At 70.7% G+C, this 14,650-nt stretch carries 15 protein-coding genes; 11 read left to right on the top strand and 4 right to left on the bottom strand.

Annotated elements, in window-relative coordinates; all coding sequences use genetic code 11:
* Nucleotides 1–45 precede the first annotated feature (45 nt).
* A complete protein-coding gene (locus ABZ721_RS13425; protein ID WP_358788742.1) occupies nucleotides 46–1,332 on the top strand; it encodes a geranylgeranyl reductase family protein in 1,287 nt (428 codons plus the stop codon).
* A gap of 43 nt (nucleotides 1,333–1,375) precedes the next feature.
* Here ABZ721_RS13425 and ABZ721_RS13420 read toward each other — a convergent pair whose 3' ends face one another.
* Nucleotides 1,376–2,170, bottom strand: a complete 795-nt coding sequence (locus tag ABZ721_RS13420) for an AraC family transcriptional regulator (protein ID WP_358788741.1) — start codon at nucleotides 2,168–2,170, stop codon at nucleotides 1,376–1,378.
* 76 nt (nucleotides 2,171–2,246) lie between these two features.
* Between ABZ721_RS13420 and ABZ721_RS13415 the strand changes: the two genes are divergently transcribed.
* Nucleotides 2,247–2,636 (top strand): cupin domain-containing protein, encoded by a 390-nt coding sequence (locus ABZ721_RS13415; RefSeq protein WP_358788740.1) that lies wholly within the window; start codon nucleotides 2,247–2,249, stop codon nucleotides 2,634–2,636.
* A gap of 5 nt (nucleotides 2,637–2,641) precedes the next feature.
* On the opposite strand, the gene ABZ721_RS13410 is transcribed toward ABZ721_RS13415, so the two are convergent.
* On the bottom strand, nucleotides 2,642–3,145 hold the full coding sequence (locus tag ABZ721_RS13410) for a peptidylprolyl isomerase (protein ID WP_358788739.1): 504 nt from the start codon (nucleotides 3,143–3,145) through the stop codon (nucleotides 2,642–2,644).
* 82 nt (nucleotides 3,146–3,227) lie between these two features.
* Nucleotides 3,228–3,629: an ATP-binding protein gene (locus tag ABZ721_RS13405; protein WP_358788738.1), complete on the bottom strand. Its 402-nt coding sequence runs from the start codon at nucleotides 3,627–3,629 to the stop codon at nucleotides 3,228–3,230.
* 231 nt (nucleotides 3,630–3,860) lie between these two features.
* Here ABZ721_RS13405 and ABZ721_RS13400 point away from each other — a divergent pair, with 231 nt between their 5' ends.
* Complete coding sequence (locus ABZ721_RS13400; RefSeq protein ID WP_358788737.1) at nucleotides 3,861–4,751, top strand: helix-turn-helix transcriptional regulator; 891 nt, start codon at nucleotides 3,861–3,863, stop codon at nucleotides 4,749–4,751.
* Between the two features lie 11 nt (nucleotides 4,752–4,762).
* Nucleotides 4,763–4,960, top strand: a complete 198-nt coding sequence (locus ABZ721_RS13395) for a DUF397 domain-containing protein (RefSeq protein WP_358788736.1) — start codon at nucleotides 4,763–4,765, stop codon at nucleotides 4,958–4,960.
* 489 nt (nucleotides 4,961–5,449) lie between these two features.
* Here ABZ721_RS13395 and ABZ721_RS13390 read toward each other — a convergent pair whose 3' ends face one another.
* Nucleotides 5,450–6,334 carry a C40 family peptidase gene (locus ABZ721_RS13390; protein ID WP_358788735.1) on the bottom strand — a complete coding sequence of 295 codons (885 nt, stop codon included), beginning with the start codon at nucleotides 6,332–6,334 and terminating at the stop codon, nucleotides 5,450–5,452.
* Nucleotides 6,335–6,950: 616 nt separating this feature from the next.
* Between ABZ721_RS13390 and ABZ721_RS13385 the strand changes: the two genes are divergently transcribed.
* The 7 genes from ABZ721_RS13385 to ABZ721_RS13355 are packed head-to-tail and all read left to right on the top strand — an operon-like array spanning nucleotide 6,951 to nucleotide 14,637.
* Complete coding sequence (locus ABZ721_RS13385; protein ID WP_164296559.1) at nucleotides 6,951–7,310, top strand: NADH-quinone oxidoreductase subunit A; 360 nt, start codon at nucleotides 6,951–6,953, stop codon at nucleotides 7,308–7,310.
* Between the two features lie 18 nt (nucleotides 7,311–7,328).
* Complete coding sequence (locus ABZ721_RS13380; RefSeq protein ID WP_138357562.1) at nucleotides 7,329–7,883, top strand: NADH-quinone oxidoreductase subunit B; 555 nt, start codon at nucleotides 7,329–7,331, stop codon at nucleotides 7,881–7,883.
* Nucleotides 7,880–8,614: an NADH-quinone oxidoreductase subunit C gene (locus tag ABZ721_RS13375; RefSeq protein ID WP_358788734.1), complete on the top strand. Its 735-nt coding sequence runs from the start codon at nucleotides 7,880–7,882 to the stop codon at nucleotides 8,612–8,614. Before ABZ721_RS13380 ends, ABZ721_RS13375 begins: the two co-directional genes overlap by 4 nt.
* Nucleotides 8,614–9,948, top strand: coding sequence for an NADH-quinone oxidoreductase subunit D (locus tag ABZ721_RS13370; protein ID WP_358788733.1), 1,335 nt, complete (start codon nucleotides 8,614–8,616; stop codon nucleotides 9,946–9,948). The genes ABZ721_RS13375 and ABZ721_RS13370 overlap by 1 nt, the downstream gene beginning before the upstream one ends.
* A 17-nt stretch (nucleotides 9,949–9,965) precedes the next feature.
* Complete coding sequence (gene nuoE, locus ABZ721_RS13365; RefSeq protein ID WP_358788803.1) at nucleotides 9,966–10,811, top strand: NADH-quinone oxidoreductase subunit NuoE; 846 nt, start codon at nucleotides 9,966–9,968, stop codon at nucleotides 10,809–10,811.
* On the top strand, nucleotides 10,811–12,151 hold the full coding sequence (nuoF, locus tag ABZ721_RS13360; RefSeq protein WP_358788802.1) for an NADH-quinone oxidoreductase subunit NuoF: 1,341 nt from the start codon (nucleotides 10,811–10,813) through the stop codon (nucleotides 12,149–12,151). Before nuoE ends, nuoF begins: the two co-directional genes overlap by 1 nt.
* Nucleotides 12,148–14,637 carry an NADH-quinone oxidoreductase subunit G gene (locus ABZ721_RS13355; RefSeq protein ID WP_358788732.1) on the top strand — a complete coding sequence of 830 codons (2,490 nt, stop codon included), beginning with the start codon at nucleotides 12,148–12,150 and terminating at the stop codon, nucleotides 14,635–14,637. Before nuoF ends, ABZ721_RS13355 begins: the two co-directional genes overlap by 4 nt.
* The last annotated feature ends 13 nt before the right edge of the window (nucleotides 14,638–14,650 follow it).

The raw sequence follows: 14,650 nt of genomic DNA, 5'->3' as shown, positions 1-14,650 counted from the left end.
ACTCGGTCGGAGCCAAGACCCCTCGTTGAGACCGGAGAGCCCACCGTGACCGACACCGCCCTGTCCGAGAACAAGGCCGATGTGATCGTCGTCGGGGCCGGGCCCGCCGGTTCGACGACCGCGTACTACCTGGCCAAGGCCGGACTCGACGTCCTGCTCCTGGAGAAGACCGAGTTCCCGCGCGAGAAGGTCTGCGGCGACGGGCTGACCCCCCGCGCCACCAAGCAGCTCGTCGGCATGGGCATCGACATCTCCGAAGAGGCCGGCTGGCTCCGCAACAAGGGCCTGCGCATCATCGGCGGCGGCGTCCGCCTCCAGCTCGACTGGCCTGAGCTGGCCTCGTACCCGGACTACGGGCTCGTCCGCAAGCGCGAGGACTTCGACGAGCTGCTCGCCCGGCAGGCGCAGAAGGCCGGCGCCCGGCTGCACGAGCGCTGCAACGTCGGTGCCCCGATCCGCGACGAGCGCACGGGCCACATCATCGGCGTCGAGGCCAAGCTCGGCGAGGAGAAGACCCCGGTCACCTTCCACGCGCCGCTGGTCGTGGCCGCCGACGGCAACTCGACGCGGCTCTCCCTGCACATGGGCCTGCACCGCCGCGAGGACCGCCCGATGGGCGTCGCGGTCCGCACATACTTCACCTCGCCCCGCCACGACGACGACTACCTCGAGTCCTGGCTGGAGCTGTGGGACAAGCGCGGCGCCGAGGACCGGCTGCTGCCGGGCTACGGCTGGATCTTCGGCATGGGCGACGGCACCAGCAACGTCGGCCTCGGCATCCTCAACTCATCGAGCGCCTTCCGGGAGCTGGACTGGCGCGAGGTGCTCAAGACCTGGTGCGCCTCGATGCCCGCCGACTGGGGTTACACCGAGGAGAACCAGATCGGCCCCATCCGCGGCGCCGCCCTCCCGATGGCCTTCAACCGGCAGCCGCACTACACCAAGGGCCTGCTGCTGGTCGGCGACGCGGGCGGCCTCGTCAACCCGTTCAACGGCGAGGGCATCGCCTATGCGATGGAATCCGGTCAGATCGCCGCCGACGTGATCGTCCAGGCCCACGCCCGCCAGACCCCCGCCCAGCGCGAGCTGGCGCTGCAGAACTACCCGCGCATCCTGAAGGAGACGTACGGCGGTTACTACACGCTGGGCCGCGCCTTCGTGAAGCTCATCGGCAACCCGCGGGTCATGAAGGTCATCACCGAGCGCGGGCTGACCCACCCGGTCCTGATGAAGTTCACGCTCAAGATGCTCGCCAACCTCACGGACCCGACCGGCGGCGACGCGATGGACCGCATCATCAACGGCCTCAGCAAGGTGGCCCCGAATTCATAGCCCTGGGGCTCCCAGCCCGCGGGACTCCTAGCCCCCGGGGCTCCTAGCCCGCGGGCGGCGCCGCGTAGCGGGCGGGCGTGGTGCCCACGTGGCGCCGGAAGTGCCGGTTCAGGTGCGCCTGGTCGTAGAACCCCACCTCGGTGGCGACGTCGGCCGGGCGCCCGCCCGCGAGCAGCAACCGGCGCGCGCGGTCGATGCGCAGCCCGGTCAGGTAGACGTGCGGCGGCAGGCCGTACGTCTGCTTGAAGCAGCGGATCAGGTGCGTGGGGTGCGAGCGCAGCACCGCGCTCGCCTCGTGCAGGGTGACGCCCTCCGTGACCCGGGCGTCGAGCAGTTCGCGCAGCGCCACCGCGAGCCGAGCCGCCTCCGGGCCGGGCCGGCGGGTCCGGCCGGCGGCGAGGTGGACGCTGAGCCGCTCCCGGACGAAGGCCAGCCGCGATGCGCCCTCGAAGGCGTCCCCCACGTGCCCGAGGGAGTCGTGCAGCTGGCCGATGCGCCGGCGCAGCAGCCCGTCGACGAGGACGGGACGGTCGACGGCGGTCCCGATCAGGGACTCGGGCAGCACGCTCCGGTCGAGGTACAGCACCCGTTTGCGGAAACCGGCGGGCGTCGCCGTCCGGCCGTCGTGGAAGACGTCGGGCGGCAGCAGCGCCACCGAGTCGGTCCCCCAGGCGCCGTGCCGGTGCCGGTCGAGGCCGAAGTCCACCGACCCGTCGTCGACGATCATCAGCGTCCAGGTGCCATGGGTGTGCGCCGGATAGGCGTGGTCGGTGAAGTGGGCGTGGAAGATCTCGCTGATGCCCCGGACCGCGGGCCGCCAGGCGGTGATGTCACCCATGCGAGGAACGTACAAGACCGCGCGGGGCGGGGGGCGGGAAGCTCGGGGGGCCACCTACGCAGAGAGGCTCCACCCCATGACCGTCTCCGAGACCGCCGTACCGCCCGTCGTGAACATCGCCGACGCGCTGGGCCGCTTCACCGAGCAGTGGGCGCAGCGCCGCATCGGCGGCGTCAACGACTACGACGTCAAGGTCGCCAAGGTGCAGGGCGAGTTCGTCTGGCACACCCACGACGACACCGACGAGCTGCTGCTCGTCATCAGCGGCCGGCTCACCGTCCGCTTCAGGGCGGGGGACGTCGAGCTCGCCCCGGGCGAGTTCGTGGTCGTGCCGCGCGGCGTGGAGCACTGCACGGCCGCGGAGGAGGAGACGTCCATCCTCCTGCTGGAGCCGACCGGGGTCGTCAACACCGGCAACGCGGGCGGCCCGATGACGAAGGCCGCCCGCGCGCTGGAATCCAGCTGAAACGATCAGGCGTCGACGGCGCCGGAGGCGGCGATGGTGACCTTGGCGGAGGTGCGGCCGCTCTGCGAGCCGTAGCCCTCGATCTTCGTCACCAGGTCCATGCTGGCCTGGTCGGCGACCTCGCCGAAGACGACGTGCTTGCCGTCGAGGTGGGGCGTCGGCACGGTGGTGATGAAGAACTGCGAGCCGTTGGTGTTCGGCCCGGCGTTCGCCATCGAGAGCAGACCCGGCTTGGAGTGCTTGGCCTTGAAGTTCTCGTCGGCGAACTTCTCGCCGTAGATGCTCTTGCCGCCCGTGCCGTTGCCGCGGGTGAAGTCGCCGCCCTGGAGCATGAAGCCCGGGATGACCCGGTGGAACGAGGACCCCGCGTAACCGAAGCCCTTCTCGCCGGTGGCGAGGGCGCGGAAGTTCTCCACGGTCTTGGGCGCCACGTCGTCGTACAGGTTGAAGGTGATGCGCCCGGCGGGGGCGTCGTCGATGGTGATGTCGAAGTACACGCTGATGGTCATGCCCCCCATCCTGACACCCCGACCCCCCAGCAGCCGATTCCCGGCCCCCCGGCACGCCCCTCGACCCCTCTGACCTGCACTTCTACAGCGTGAACCAAACCGACTTCCCAGGCCCCGCATCCGTGGCCCGCACCCCCCAGTCGGTGGCGCAGTCCCCGATGAGCGCCAGCCCCCGCCCCGACTCGTCACCCCCCTCGGCGGCCCGCCCGGCGGGCAGCCCGGGCGCGGAGTCGTGCACGAGGACGCGCAGCGTCTCGGCGGCGTCGGCCCGGTGCCACTCGGCGGACAGCGTGACCGGTATCGAGCACCCGCTCCGGTGACACGCGTTGACCGCGTTCGTCACGGCCTCGGACGTCAGCAGCAACGCGGTATCGGTGAGATCGTCCCGCCGCGCACTCCGCAACAGCGCACGAACAGCCTCACGAGCGGACCGCACCCAGACGGGGTCGGGCGGGAAGACGAGAGAAAAGTCGGGTCCTGGCATGACGCGATGCCTCCGGGTGTCCGGTTGCCCTCAATGTAGGGACACGGGGTCAACTCGCCCTGGAGTAGCGGTGTGGCTGCTCCGGCTGCTCCGCAAGGGGAGGGCGAGACATTCTTGACGTTAGGGAGCGATGTGTAGCGATTGCAACCGAATCTCCAGATGTGCTCCGAACGAGTGGACCGCGCCCCCGACCGGCGGGCAGACTGCCCGTGATCCGTCGAGGAGGTACTGATGGGCCTGAGGTCCAACCCGTCGCAGCGGCAGCGCCGCTTGGGTGCGGAACTACGCAGGCTTCGCGAGCTGAGCGGTATGTCCGCCACCGACGCAGGGGCCCTCGCTGGGCTGGGGCGGGCGCACATGAGCCACATCGAAATGGGACGTACCGCCATCCCGGAAGAGAAACTCCGCGTGCTGGCGCACGCCTACGGTTGCAACAGTCGGACCTTGATCGAGGCGCTGGTCGCGATGGGGCGTGCGACGGGCAAGGGTTGGTGGACGCCGTATCAGGATTCGCGCTCTGCTTCGGTGCTCGATCTGGCCGAATTGGAGGCGAGCAGCACCGCGCTCCGGAGCTTTGAGTGGGTGTACGTGCATGGCCTGCTGCAGACACCCGAGTACATGCGTGCGCTGTTCGAGATCGGCAACCTCGACGCCAGTCCCGACGAGCTGGACCGTGCCGTCGAGTTCCGGCTCCGGCGCCAGCAGATCCTCGAAGGGGACACACCACTGGCCCTGCACCTGGTGATCCACGAAGCCGCGCTGCACATGCAGTTCGTCGGCGCCGAGATCATGCGCCGCCAGATCGAGCATCTCGTGGAGCTGTCGCGGCTGCCGCATATCGTCATCCAGATCCTGCCCTTCACCGCCCAGACCTTCCCGGCGGGCTTCGGCACCCCCTTCGCCCTGTTCGATTCATCCGCTCCCGAGTTGGGCACCGTGCATGTGGAGCACCCCGTGAACCCGCTCTTTCTCGGCGAGCCGTCCCATCTGACCCGGTTCACGGAGGCGTTCGAACAACTGAGTACGGTGGCCCTGCCCCCGCTCGACCCCGAACCCGAGTCCCAGTTCCACGCACGGAAGGACTCCCTGGGGCTGGTGCAGCACCTGCTCTACCGCATGTGAAAGGGAGAACGATGACGGATCGGATATGGCAGAAGTCGAGCTTCAGCGGCACCGGGATGTCCGACAGCTGTCTCGAAGTAGCGCTCGCCCCCGCCGGCCGCGTCCTCTTCCGCGAGGGCGACCGCCCCGGCGAGGTTCTCGCCACCACCCCCGCCCACTGGGCGGCGTTCCTCCGCGCGATAAAGGCCGACGAGGCCGGCCGGTCGTAGCCCGCGGCGGTGCGGTGGCTGAGGCCAGAGCAGCACGGAGTGCTCTTCTGCGGCGCTGCGCGCCTTGACCGCGCGGAGGGGGAGGGCCCCGGCGCTGCGCGCCTGGCAGTGTCTCCGGCCCGCTGCGCGGTCCGGCGGCGCAGCGAGCGCGGTCCGCTGCGCTTCCCTTCGCCGGGCGGGCGTTGGTTTGCCGTCTTTGCGACGAAGTGGGGCTTGTGTAACAGGGGACGGTCTGCGGGTCTCAGGGGGCGGCTTTGCGTCGGGTGGGGATCACTGAGGACGCTCTCAGGTCCGTTGGGCGACGCTCCGGGCGTCCGAGCTGATCGTTCGGGCGGGAACCGGCCGCGTTTGCGCGGGCCCGTGGCGCCCGCGTCCCCCCGCGTCCCCCTCCGGTGAACGCCTCCGGCGCTGTGCGCCTCCCCCGCCCGTGCGAAAGGGCCGTCACCCCGAGCGGTGGGGTGACGGCCCTTTCGGGGGGTGGGGGATCCGTCAGGCGACGCGGGTGGCGAAGTCCGGGGTGGACCAGCTCATGTCGTGGACGCCGATGCCCGTCTCCGGGTTGGCGGCGTCGAGGTACTGGTCGCCGCCGATGTAGACGCCGACGTGGTAGGCGCTGCCCTGGCCGCCCCAGAAGACCAGGTCGCCGACCTGGAGGGAGCCGATGGACACCGGGGTGCCGGTGTTCGACTGCTCCTGGGAGGTGCGCGGGAGGTCCACACCGATCGTCCTGAACGCCGCCTGGGTCAGGCCCGAGCAGTCGTACGAGGACGGGCCGGTGCCGCCCATGACGTACGCCTTGCCGACCTGCGCCCGCAGGAAGCTGATGACGCTCGCGATGCTGCCGCTCGCCGTGGAGGCGGTGGTGGACGCCTTCGTGGAGGACGAGGACGACGAGGCGCCGGAGGACGTCACCGAGAGCTTGGTGCGCTCCGAGGAGCGCGACGCGGCCTGGGTGGCGGCCTGGCGCTCGGCAGCGGCCTCGGCGGCGGCTTCCTCGGCGTCGGCGGCCTTCTTCAGCTCGGCCTTCTTGGTCGCGGCAGCGGCCTTCTTCGCCTCGGCGGTCGCGGTCACCTCGGCGGCCTGCAGCTTCAGCTGGACGACCGTCTGGTCGAGCGCGGCCGCGGCCTGCGCCGCGGAGGCGCTGGTGCTGAGGGCGGGGGTCTGCTCGGCGGTCGTCGTGGTGTCGGCCGGCGCGGGCGGGGTGCTGCGGTGTTCGGCCATGGCCGGAGCGGCCGCGCCACTGAGCGCGAGCGCACTGACGACGCCGCCGACGATCCCGGCCCGGCGGACCCAGTTCGGGTTACCGGGAGCGGCGTGCCGTCGGCGGCGTATATGCGATGCGGACGTGGTCGTCCGGTTCAGGTTTGGGGACATGTGGTCCTGGCTATCAGGATGCGCCGGTTCCGTTCAACAAAGGTGGGATGCGACACAGTTGTCGTGTGCACGGCCTATTGTCCTTATTTGGATCTTGCTCACCGGAACCATATGTCCGACTCGTTCCCCCGGCCCCACCCCGGCCGGGCCGCGCGCTCGTGAGTCGGTTCACGTACGTCAGCGGGACCTTCGTCCCGTTCACCCTCCGGGGGGCGACCGGCGCTATCACGCCATTCGGTCCAGGGCGAATTTGCGTCGCGCGAGGGGCCCTTGATAATGCGCGCGCCGCCGTGACCAGGGGTAACGCGAGTGAATGTAACGTCAAGTGATTGTTTGTGCCGCATGCGGTGCAAGGTCACCGCTCATCAGCCTTCATGATCATTCGTCAGGTGGTGGAGATCACAAAGCCGTTGGGCGACCCCGTGTCGCAGATCACAGGACGCCGGGCATAAGATGCAGGCGGCTTGGGCTTGTGAACTGCCTCACATAGGCGCGATCTTCAGATGAACGTCGTCTGGGAGCGATCTTCGTGAGCCGGACGCGACCCGGGCCGACGGTCCCTCCCCGGCGGGGGGACTCCCACGCAGTCATTGGCGACTGGAAGGAGCGGGGGACGGTGAACGCCTACGCGCCCATCCTCGTGTTGGGCGGCCTCGGGGCCGGCTTCGCGATCTTCTCCGTGATCACGGCCTCGATCGTCGGACCAAAACGGTACAACCGGGCCAAACTGGAAGCCTATGAGTGCGGCATCGAGCCCACTCCGCAGCCGATCGGCGGCGGGCGCTTCCCCATCAAGTACTACCTGACGGCGATGCTCTTCATCGTCTTCGACATCGAGATCGTCTTCCTCTATCCCTGGGCCGTCACGTTCGACTCCCTGGGGATTTTCGGGCTCGTGGAGATGCTCCTCTTCGTGCTCACCGTCTTCGTCGCCTACGCATACGTGTGGCGGCGCGGCGGCCTGGAATGGGACTAGGGGACAAGGGGCCAACGCATGGGTATCGAAGAAAAACTGCCGAGTGGATTCCTGCTGACCACGGTGGAGTCCGCCGCGGGCTGGGTGCGTAAGGCGTCGGTCTTCCCGGCCACCTTCGGCCTCGCCTGCTGTGCCATCGAGATGATGACCACCGGGGCCGGGCGCTACGACCTGGCCCGTTTCGGTATGGAGGTCTTCCGCGGCTCACCGCGGCAGGCGGACCTGATGATCGTGGCCGGCCGGGTCAGCCAGAAGATGGCGCCGGTGCTGCGGCAGGTCTACGACCAGATGCCGAACCCCAAGTGGGTCATCTCCATGGGGGTTTGTGCCTCTTCGGGGGGGATGTTCAACAATTACGCCATTGTGCAGGGTGTTGACCACATTGTCCCCGTTGATATCTATCTGCCCGGCTGCCCGCCCCGGCCCGAGATGCTCATGGACGCCATCCTCAAGCTCCACCAGAAGATCCAGGGCGAGAAGCTCGGCGTGAACCGTGAGGAGGCGGCCCGCGAAGCGGAGTCCGCCGCCCTCAACGCGCTCCCGCTGATCGAGATGAAGGGGCTGCTGCGGTGACAGACGCCAACGGCACCAACCCCGAGCGCGACTTGCAGGCCGACAACCTCCCCGGCCAGCGCGGTGCGGGCGGCGAGGTCATCGGCCACCGGAAGGGCATGTTCGGCGCCAACAACGGCGGCGACACCTCCGGCTACGGCGGCCTCGTCAGGACCGTCCGGCTGCCCGGCCCGGCCCACCGCCCCTACGGCGGCTGGTTCGACGAGGTGGCCGACGAGCTGGAGGGCGCGCTGGAGGAGCAGGGACTGCTCCCCGCCAACGCCATCGACCGCACGGTCATCGACCGCGACGAGCTGACGTTCCACATCGCCCGCGAGCACCTCGTGCAGGTCGCGCGGACCTGCCGCGACGATCCGGCGCTGCGCTTCGAGCTCTGTACGGGCGTGAGCGGGGTGAACTACCCCGAGGACAAGGGCCGCGAGCTGCACGCCGTCTACCACCTGCGCTCGATCACCCACAACCGGCTGATCCGGCTGGAGGTGAGCGCCCCCGACAGCGACCCGCACATCCCGTCGATCGTCGCGGTGTACCCGACGAACGACTGGCACGAGCGTGAGGCGTACGACTTCTTCGGCATCGTCTTCGACGGCCACCCCGCCCTCACGCGGATCATGATGCCGGACGACTGGCCCGGCCACCCGCAGCGCAAGGACTACCCGCTCGGCGGCATCCCCGTCGAGTACAAGGGCGCCCAGATCCCGGCTCCCGACCAGCGGAGGTCGTACTCCTGATGAGCACCCACCACGCACCCGCCCAGGCGGAGGAACGCGACACCACCGAGGGCCGGGTCTTCACGGTCACCGGCGGCGACTGGGACGAGCTGGCCGAGACCGTCGGGGCGTCCGACGACGAGCGCATCATCGTCAACATGGGGCCGCAGCACCCGTCCACCCACGGAGTGCTCCGGCTGATCCTGGAGATCGACGGCGAGACGGTCACCGAGGCCCGGTCGGGCATCGGCTACCTGCACACCGGCATCGAGAAGAACATGGAGTACCGGACGTGGACCCAGGGGTCCACGTTCGTGACGCGCATGGACTACCTCACGCCGTTCTTCAACGAGACGGCGTACTGCCTCGCGGTGGAGAAGCTGCTCGGCGTCACCGAGCAGGTGCCGGACCGCGCCAGCGTCATCCGCGTGCTGCTGATGGAGCTGAACCGGCTCTCCTCGCACCTGGTCTGCATCGCCACCGGCGGCATGGAGCTCGGCGCCACGACGATCATGATCTACGGGTTCCGCGACCGTGAACTGATCCTGGACGTCTTCGAGCTCATCACCGGGCTGCGGATGAACCACGCGTACATCCGCCCCGGCGGCCTCGCGCAGGACCTGCCGCCGGGCGCCGTGGACCAGATCCGCGAGCTCGTGAAGAAGATGCGCAAGAACCTTCCCGAGTACGACAAGCTCGCCACCGGCAACCCGATCTTCAAGGCCCGGATGGAAGAGGTCGGCTACCTGGACCTGGCCGGCTGCATGGCGCTCGGCGCCACCGGGCCGATCCTGCGCGCCGCGGGCCTGCCGCACGACCTGCGCAAGTCGCAGCCGTACTGCGGCTACGAGGGGTACGACTTCGAGGTCCCGACGGCCGACACCGCCGACTCCTACGGCCGCTTCCTGGTCCGCCTGGAGGAGATGCGGCAGTCGCTGCGCATCGTCGAGCAGGCGCTGGACAAGCTGGCGCCGGGACCGGTGATGGTCGAGGACAAGAAGATCGCCTGGCCCGCGCAGCTCGCGCTGGGCCCGGACGGCCTCGGCAACTCGCTCGACCACATCAAGAAGATCATGGGCACCTCGATGGAGTCCCTGATCCACCACTTCAAGCTGGTGACCGAGGGCTTCCGGGTCCCGGCGGGCCAGGCCTACACCGCGGTGGAGTCGCCCAAGGGCGAGCTGGGCGTGCACGTCGTCAGCGACGGCGGCACCCGCCCCTTCCGGGTCCACTTCCGGGACCCGTCGTTCACCAACCTGCAGTCCATGGCGGCGATGTGCGAGGGCGGCCAGGTCGCCGACGTCATCGTGGCCGTGGCGTCCATCGACCCCGTGATGGGAGGCGTCGACCGATGACCGACGTCAGTTTGGGGATGCCACAGCTTCCCGCCGCCGACTACCCGGCCGACGTGCGCGCCAGGCTGGAGGCGGACGCGAAGGAGATCATCGCCCGCTACCCCGGCAGCCGCAGCGCGCTGCTGCCGCTGCTGCACCTGACGCAGTCCGTGGACGGGTACGTGACCCGCACCGGCGTCCGGTTCTGCGCGGAGCAGCTGGAGCTGACCACCGCCGAGGTCACCGCCGTCGCGACGTTCTACTCGATGTACCGCCGCAAGCCCAGCGGTGACTACCAGGTCGGGGTCTGCACCAACACGCTCTGCGCGGTGATGGGCGGCGACGCCATCTTCGACGAGCTCAAGGAGCACCTCGGGGTCGGCAACAACGAGACCACCGACGACGGCAAGGTCACGCTGGAGCACATCGAGTGCAACGCGGCCTGCGACTTCGCGCCGGTGGTGATGGTGAACTGGGAGTTCTTCGACAACCAGACGCCGGACTCGGCCAAGCAGCTCGTCGACGACCTCATCGCCGGCCGCGAGGTGCGGCCGACCCGGGGCGCGCCGCTGTGCACGTACAAGGAGACCGCCCGCATCCTCGCCGGCTTCCCCGACCAGCGCCCCGGCGCCGTCGAGGCCACCGGCGGAGCCGGGCCCGCCTCCCTCGCGGGGCTGCGGCTGTCGCGCGGCGAGGCACTGGCCGGCGCGGGCAGCGGGCAGCCGGCCCGCCGCCCGTCGGTACCCCAGCAGGGCGAGACGCCGGTCGCGCCGTCGGGCACCCCCGGCCCCGCCGAGCACGCCAGCTCGCACGACGCACCGCAGGAGACCGCCGTGTCGGACCCCGCCAACCCGGCAGGACCTGAGAGCGAGGAGGGCAAATGATGACGGTGGACTCGCCCGAGAAGCTGCTCACCCCCGTCCTGTCGGCGTTCTGGGACGACGCGCAGTCGTGGACGCTCGACACCTACCGCCGCCACGAGGGCTACGAGGGCCTGCGCAAGGCCCTCGCCATGCCGCCGGACGACGTCATCGCGTACGTGAAGGACGCGGGGCTGCGCGGCCGCGGCGGCGCCGGCTTCCCGACCGGCATGAAGTGGCAGTTCATCCCGCAGGGTGACGGCAAGCCGCACTACCTCGTCGTCAACGCGGACGAGTCGGAGCCGGGCACCTGCAAGGACATCCCGCTGCTCTTCGCCAACCCGCACTCGCTGATCGAGGGCATGGTCATCGCCTGCCACGCGATCCGCTCCAACCACGCCTTCATCTACCTGCGCGGCGAGGTCGTCCCGGTGCTGCGCCGGCTGCACGAGGCGGTGCGCGAGGCGTACGAGGCCGGCTACCTCGGCAAGAACATCCAGGGCAGCGGCTTCGACCTGGAGCTGACCGTGCACGCCGGGGCCGGCGCGTACATCTGCGGCGAGGAGACGGCGCTGCTGGACTCGCTCGAAGGCCGCCGCGGCCAGCCCCGGCTGCGCCCGCCGTTCCCGGCGGTCGAGGGCCTGTACGCCTGCCCGACCGTCGTCAACAACGTCGAGTCCATCGCCTCGGTGCCCGCGATCATGCAGCGCGGCAAGGAGTGGTTCAAGTCGATGGGCAGCGAGAAGTCCCCGGGCTTCACGCTGTACTCGCTGTCCGGGCACGTCGTCAGCCCCGGCCAGTACGAGGCGCCGCTCGGCATCACGCTGCGCCAGCTGCTCGACATGAGCGGCGGCATCCGGCCGGGCCACCGGCTGAAGTTCTGGACGCCGGGCGGCTCGTCGACCCCGATGTTCACCGACGAGCACCTGGACGTGCCGCTCGACTACGAGGGCGTGGGCGCCGCCGGCTCCATGCTCGGCACCAAGGCGCTGCAGTGCTTCGACGAGACGACGTGCGTGGTGCGGGCGGTGACGCGCTGGACGGAGTTCTACGCGCACGAGTCCTGCGGCAAGTGCACGCCGTGCCGTGAGGGCACGTACTGGCTCGTCCAGTTGCTGCGCGACATCGAGGCCGGCAAGGGGAAGCTCTCCGACCTCGACAAGCTCAACGACATCGCCGACAACATCAACGGCAAGTCCTTCTGCGCGCTCGGCGACGGCGCCGCCAGCCCGATCTTCTCCTCCCTCAAGTACTTCCGCGAGGAGTACGAGGAGCACATCGAGCGCAAGGGCTGCCCCTTCGACCCGGCCGCCTCGACCGTATGGGCCGACGCCGGAACGTCTCACCTGGAGGTGAACGCATGACAGTCACCACGTCTGCCCCCTCCGGAGGGGGAGAGGCGGCGGTTCCGCCGGAGGACCTCGTCGCCGTCACGATCGACGGCGTCGCGCTCTCGGTCCCCAAGGGGACCCTGGTGATCCGTGCGGCGGAGCTGCTGGGCATCGAGATCCCGCGCTTCTGCGACCACCCGCTCCTCGACCCGGCCGGCGCCTGCCGGCAGTGCATCGTCGAGGTCGAGGGCCAGCGCAAGCCGATGGCGTCCTGCACGATCACGTGCACCGACGGCATGGTCGTCAAGACGCACCTCACGTCGCCGGTCGCCGAGAAGGCGCAGCGCGGGGTGATGGAGCTGCTGCTCATCAACCACCCGCTGGACTGCCCGGTCTGCGACAAGGGCGGCGAGTGCCCGCTGCAGAACCAGGCGATGAGCACCGGCCAGGCGGACACCCGCTTCGAGGGCCGCAAGCGCACGTACGAGAAGCCGATGCCGATCTCCACGCAGGTGCTGCTGGACCGGGAGCGCTGCGTGCTGTGCGCGCGCTGCACCCGGTTCTCGGAGCAGATCGCGGGCGACCCGTTCATCGAGCTGATCGAGCGCGGCGCGCTCCAGCAGGTCGGGATCGGCGACGGCGACCCGTTCGCCTCGTACTTCTCGGGCAACACCATCCAGATCTGCCCGGTGGGCGCGCTGACCTCGGCGGCGTACCGCTTCCGGTCGCGGCCGTTCGACCTGGTGTCGTCGCCGTCGGTCTGCGAGCACTGCGCGGGCGGCTGCGCGACGCGCACCGACCACCGGCGCGGCAAGGTCATGCGGCGGCTGGCCGCCGAGGACCCGGAGGTCAACGAGGAGTGGGTGTGCGACAAGGGCCGCTTCGGCTTCCGCTACGCCCAGCGCCCCGACCGCCTCAAGCACCCGCTGCTCCGTAACAAGGAGACCGGCGAGCTGGAGCCGGCGAGCTGGCCCGAGGCACTGGCGGCCGCGGCCGCCGGGATCGCGGCGGCCGGCGGCCGTACCGCGGTGCTGGCCGGCGGCCGGCTGACCGTCGAGGACGCCTACGCGTACGCCAAGTTCGCGCGGGTCGCCCTCGACACCAACGACGTCGACTTCCGGGCCCGCGTGCACAGCGCCGAGGAGGCCGACTTCCTGGCCTCGCAGGTGGCCGGGCGCGGCCGGGACCTGGACGGCGAAGGCATCACGTACACGACGCTGGAGAAGGCGCCGGCCGTCCTGCTCGTCGGGCTCGAAGCCGAGGAGGAGGCGCCGGGGATCTTCCTCCGGCTGCGGAAGGCGAACCAGAAGCGGCGCCAGCGGACCTTCGCACTGGCGCCGTTCGCGACCCGCGGCCTGACCAAGGCGGGCGGCACGCTGCTGCCCGCCGCCCCCGGCACCGAGCCGGAGTGGCTGGACGCGCTCGCCGGCGGTGTCGGTCTCGACGAGGCGGGCGAGAAGGCGGCCGAGGCGCTGCGCGCCGAGGGTGCGGTGATCCTGGTCGGCGAGCGGCTGGCCGCCGTGCCCGGCGCGCTGACCGCGGCGATCCGGCTCGCCACGGCGAGCGGTGCGAAGCTCGCCTGGATCCCGCGCCGCGCCGGTGAGCGCGGGGCGGTCGAGGCGGGCGCGCTGCCCGGGCTGCTGCCCGGCGGCCGGCCGGTCACCGACCCGCGGGCCCGCGACGAGGTCGCCCGGGTCTGGGGCCTGGCCGAACTCCCGCACCGCTTCGGGCGCGACGCCGGACAGATCGTCGACGCGGCCCTCAGCGGCGAGCTGGCGGCCCTGGTCGTCGGCGGCGTCGAGGTCGCGGACCTGCCGGACCCGGCCCGCGCCCGGCTCGCGCTGGACGCGGTCGGCTTCGTCGTCAGCCTGGAGCTGCGGCCCTCCGAGGTCACCGACCGGGCCGACGTGGTCCTGCCGGTGGCCGCGGTCGCCGAGAAGGCCGGCACCTTCCTCAACTGGGAGGGACGGGCGCGGATGTTCGAGGCGGCCATCAAGCCGGACCAGGCCGTCACCCGGCACCAGCTGCCGGACGCCCGGGTCCTGACGATGCTCGCCGACGCGCTCGACGTGAGCCTCGGCCTCAGCGACGTACGCGCCGCCCGCGCCGAGCTCAACCGGCTCGCCCCCTGGGACGGGCCGCACGCCTCGCAGCCGCTGGAGACGTCGCGGACGCTGCCGGTGCCCGGCACCGGCGAGGCGGTCCTCGCGGGCCACCGGCTGCTGCTCGACCAGGGCAAGCTGCAGGAGGGCGACGACGCGCTGGCCGGCACGAGGCACGAGGCGGTGGTGCGGCTGTCGGCCGCGACCGCGGCCGAGTCCGGCCTCACCGACGGCGCCCTCGCCGAGGTCTCCGGGCCCACCGGGTCCGTACGGCTGCCGCTGCGGGTCACGCCGATGCCCGACCGGGTGGTGTGGCTGCCGCTGAACTCCACGGGCGGGGGCGTCGCCGGCGATACCGGCGCGCTCCCCGGCCAGGTCGTCACGATCGGCGCCGCTGCCACGGAGGTGGCCCAGTGAACAACCTCTCCGC

The sequence above is a fragment of the Streptomyces sp. NPDC006733 genome, assembly GCF_040636125.1.
Taxonomy (GTDB): Bacteria; Actinomycetota; Actinomycetes; order Streptomycetales; family Streptomycetaceae; genus Actinacidiphila.
Note: the sequence above shows the minus strand (reverse complement) of the source record. Positions and strands in the feature narration are given on the sequence as shown.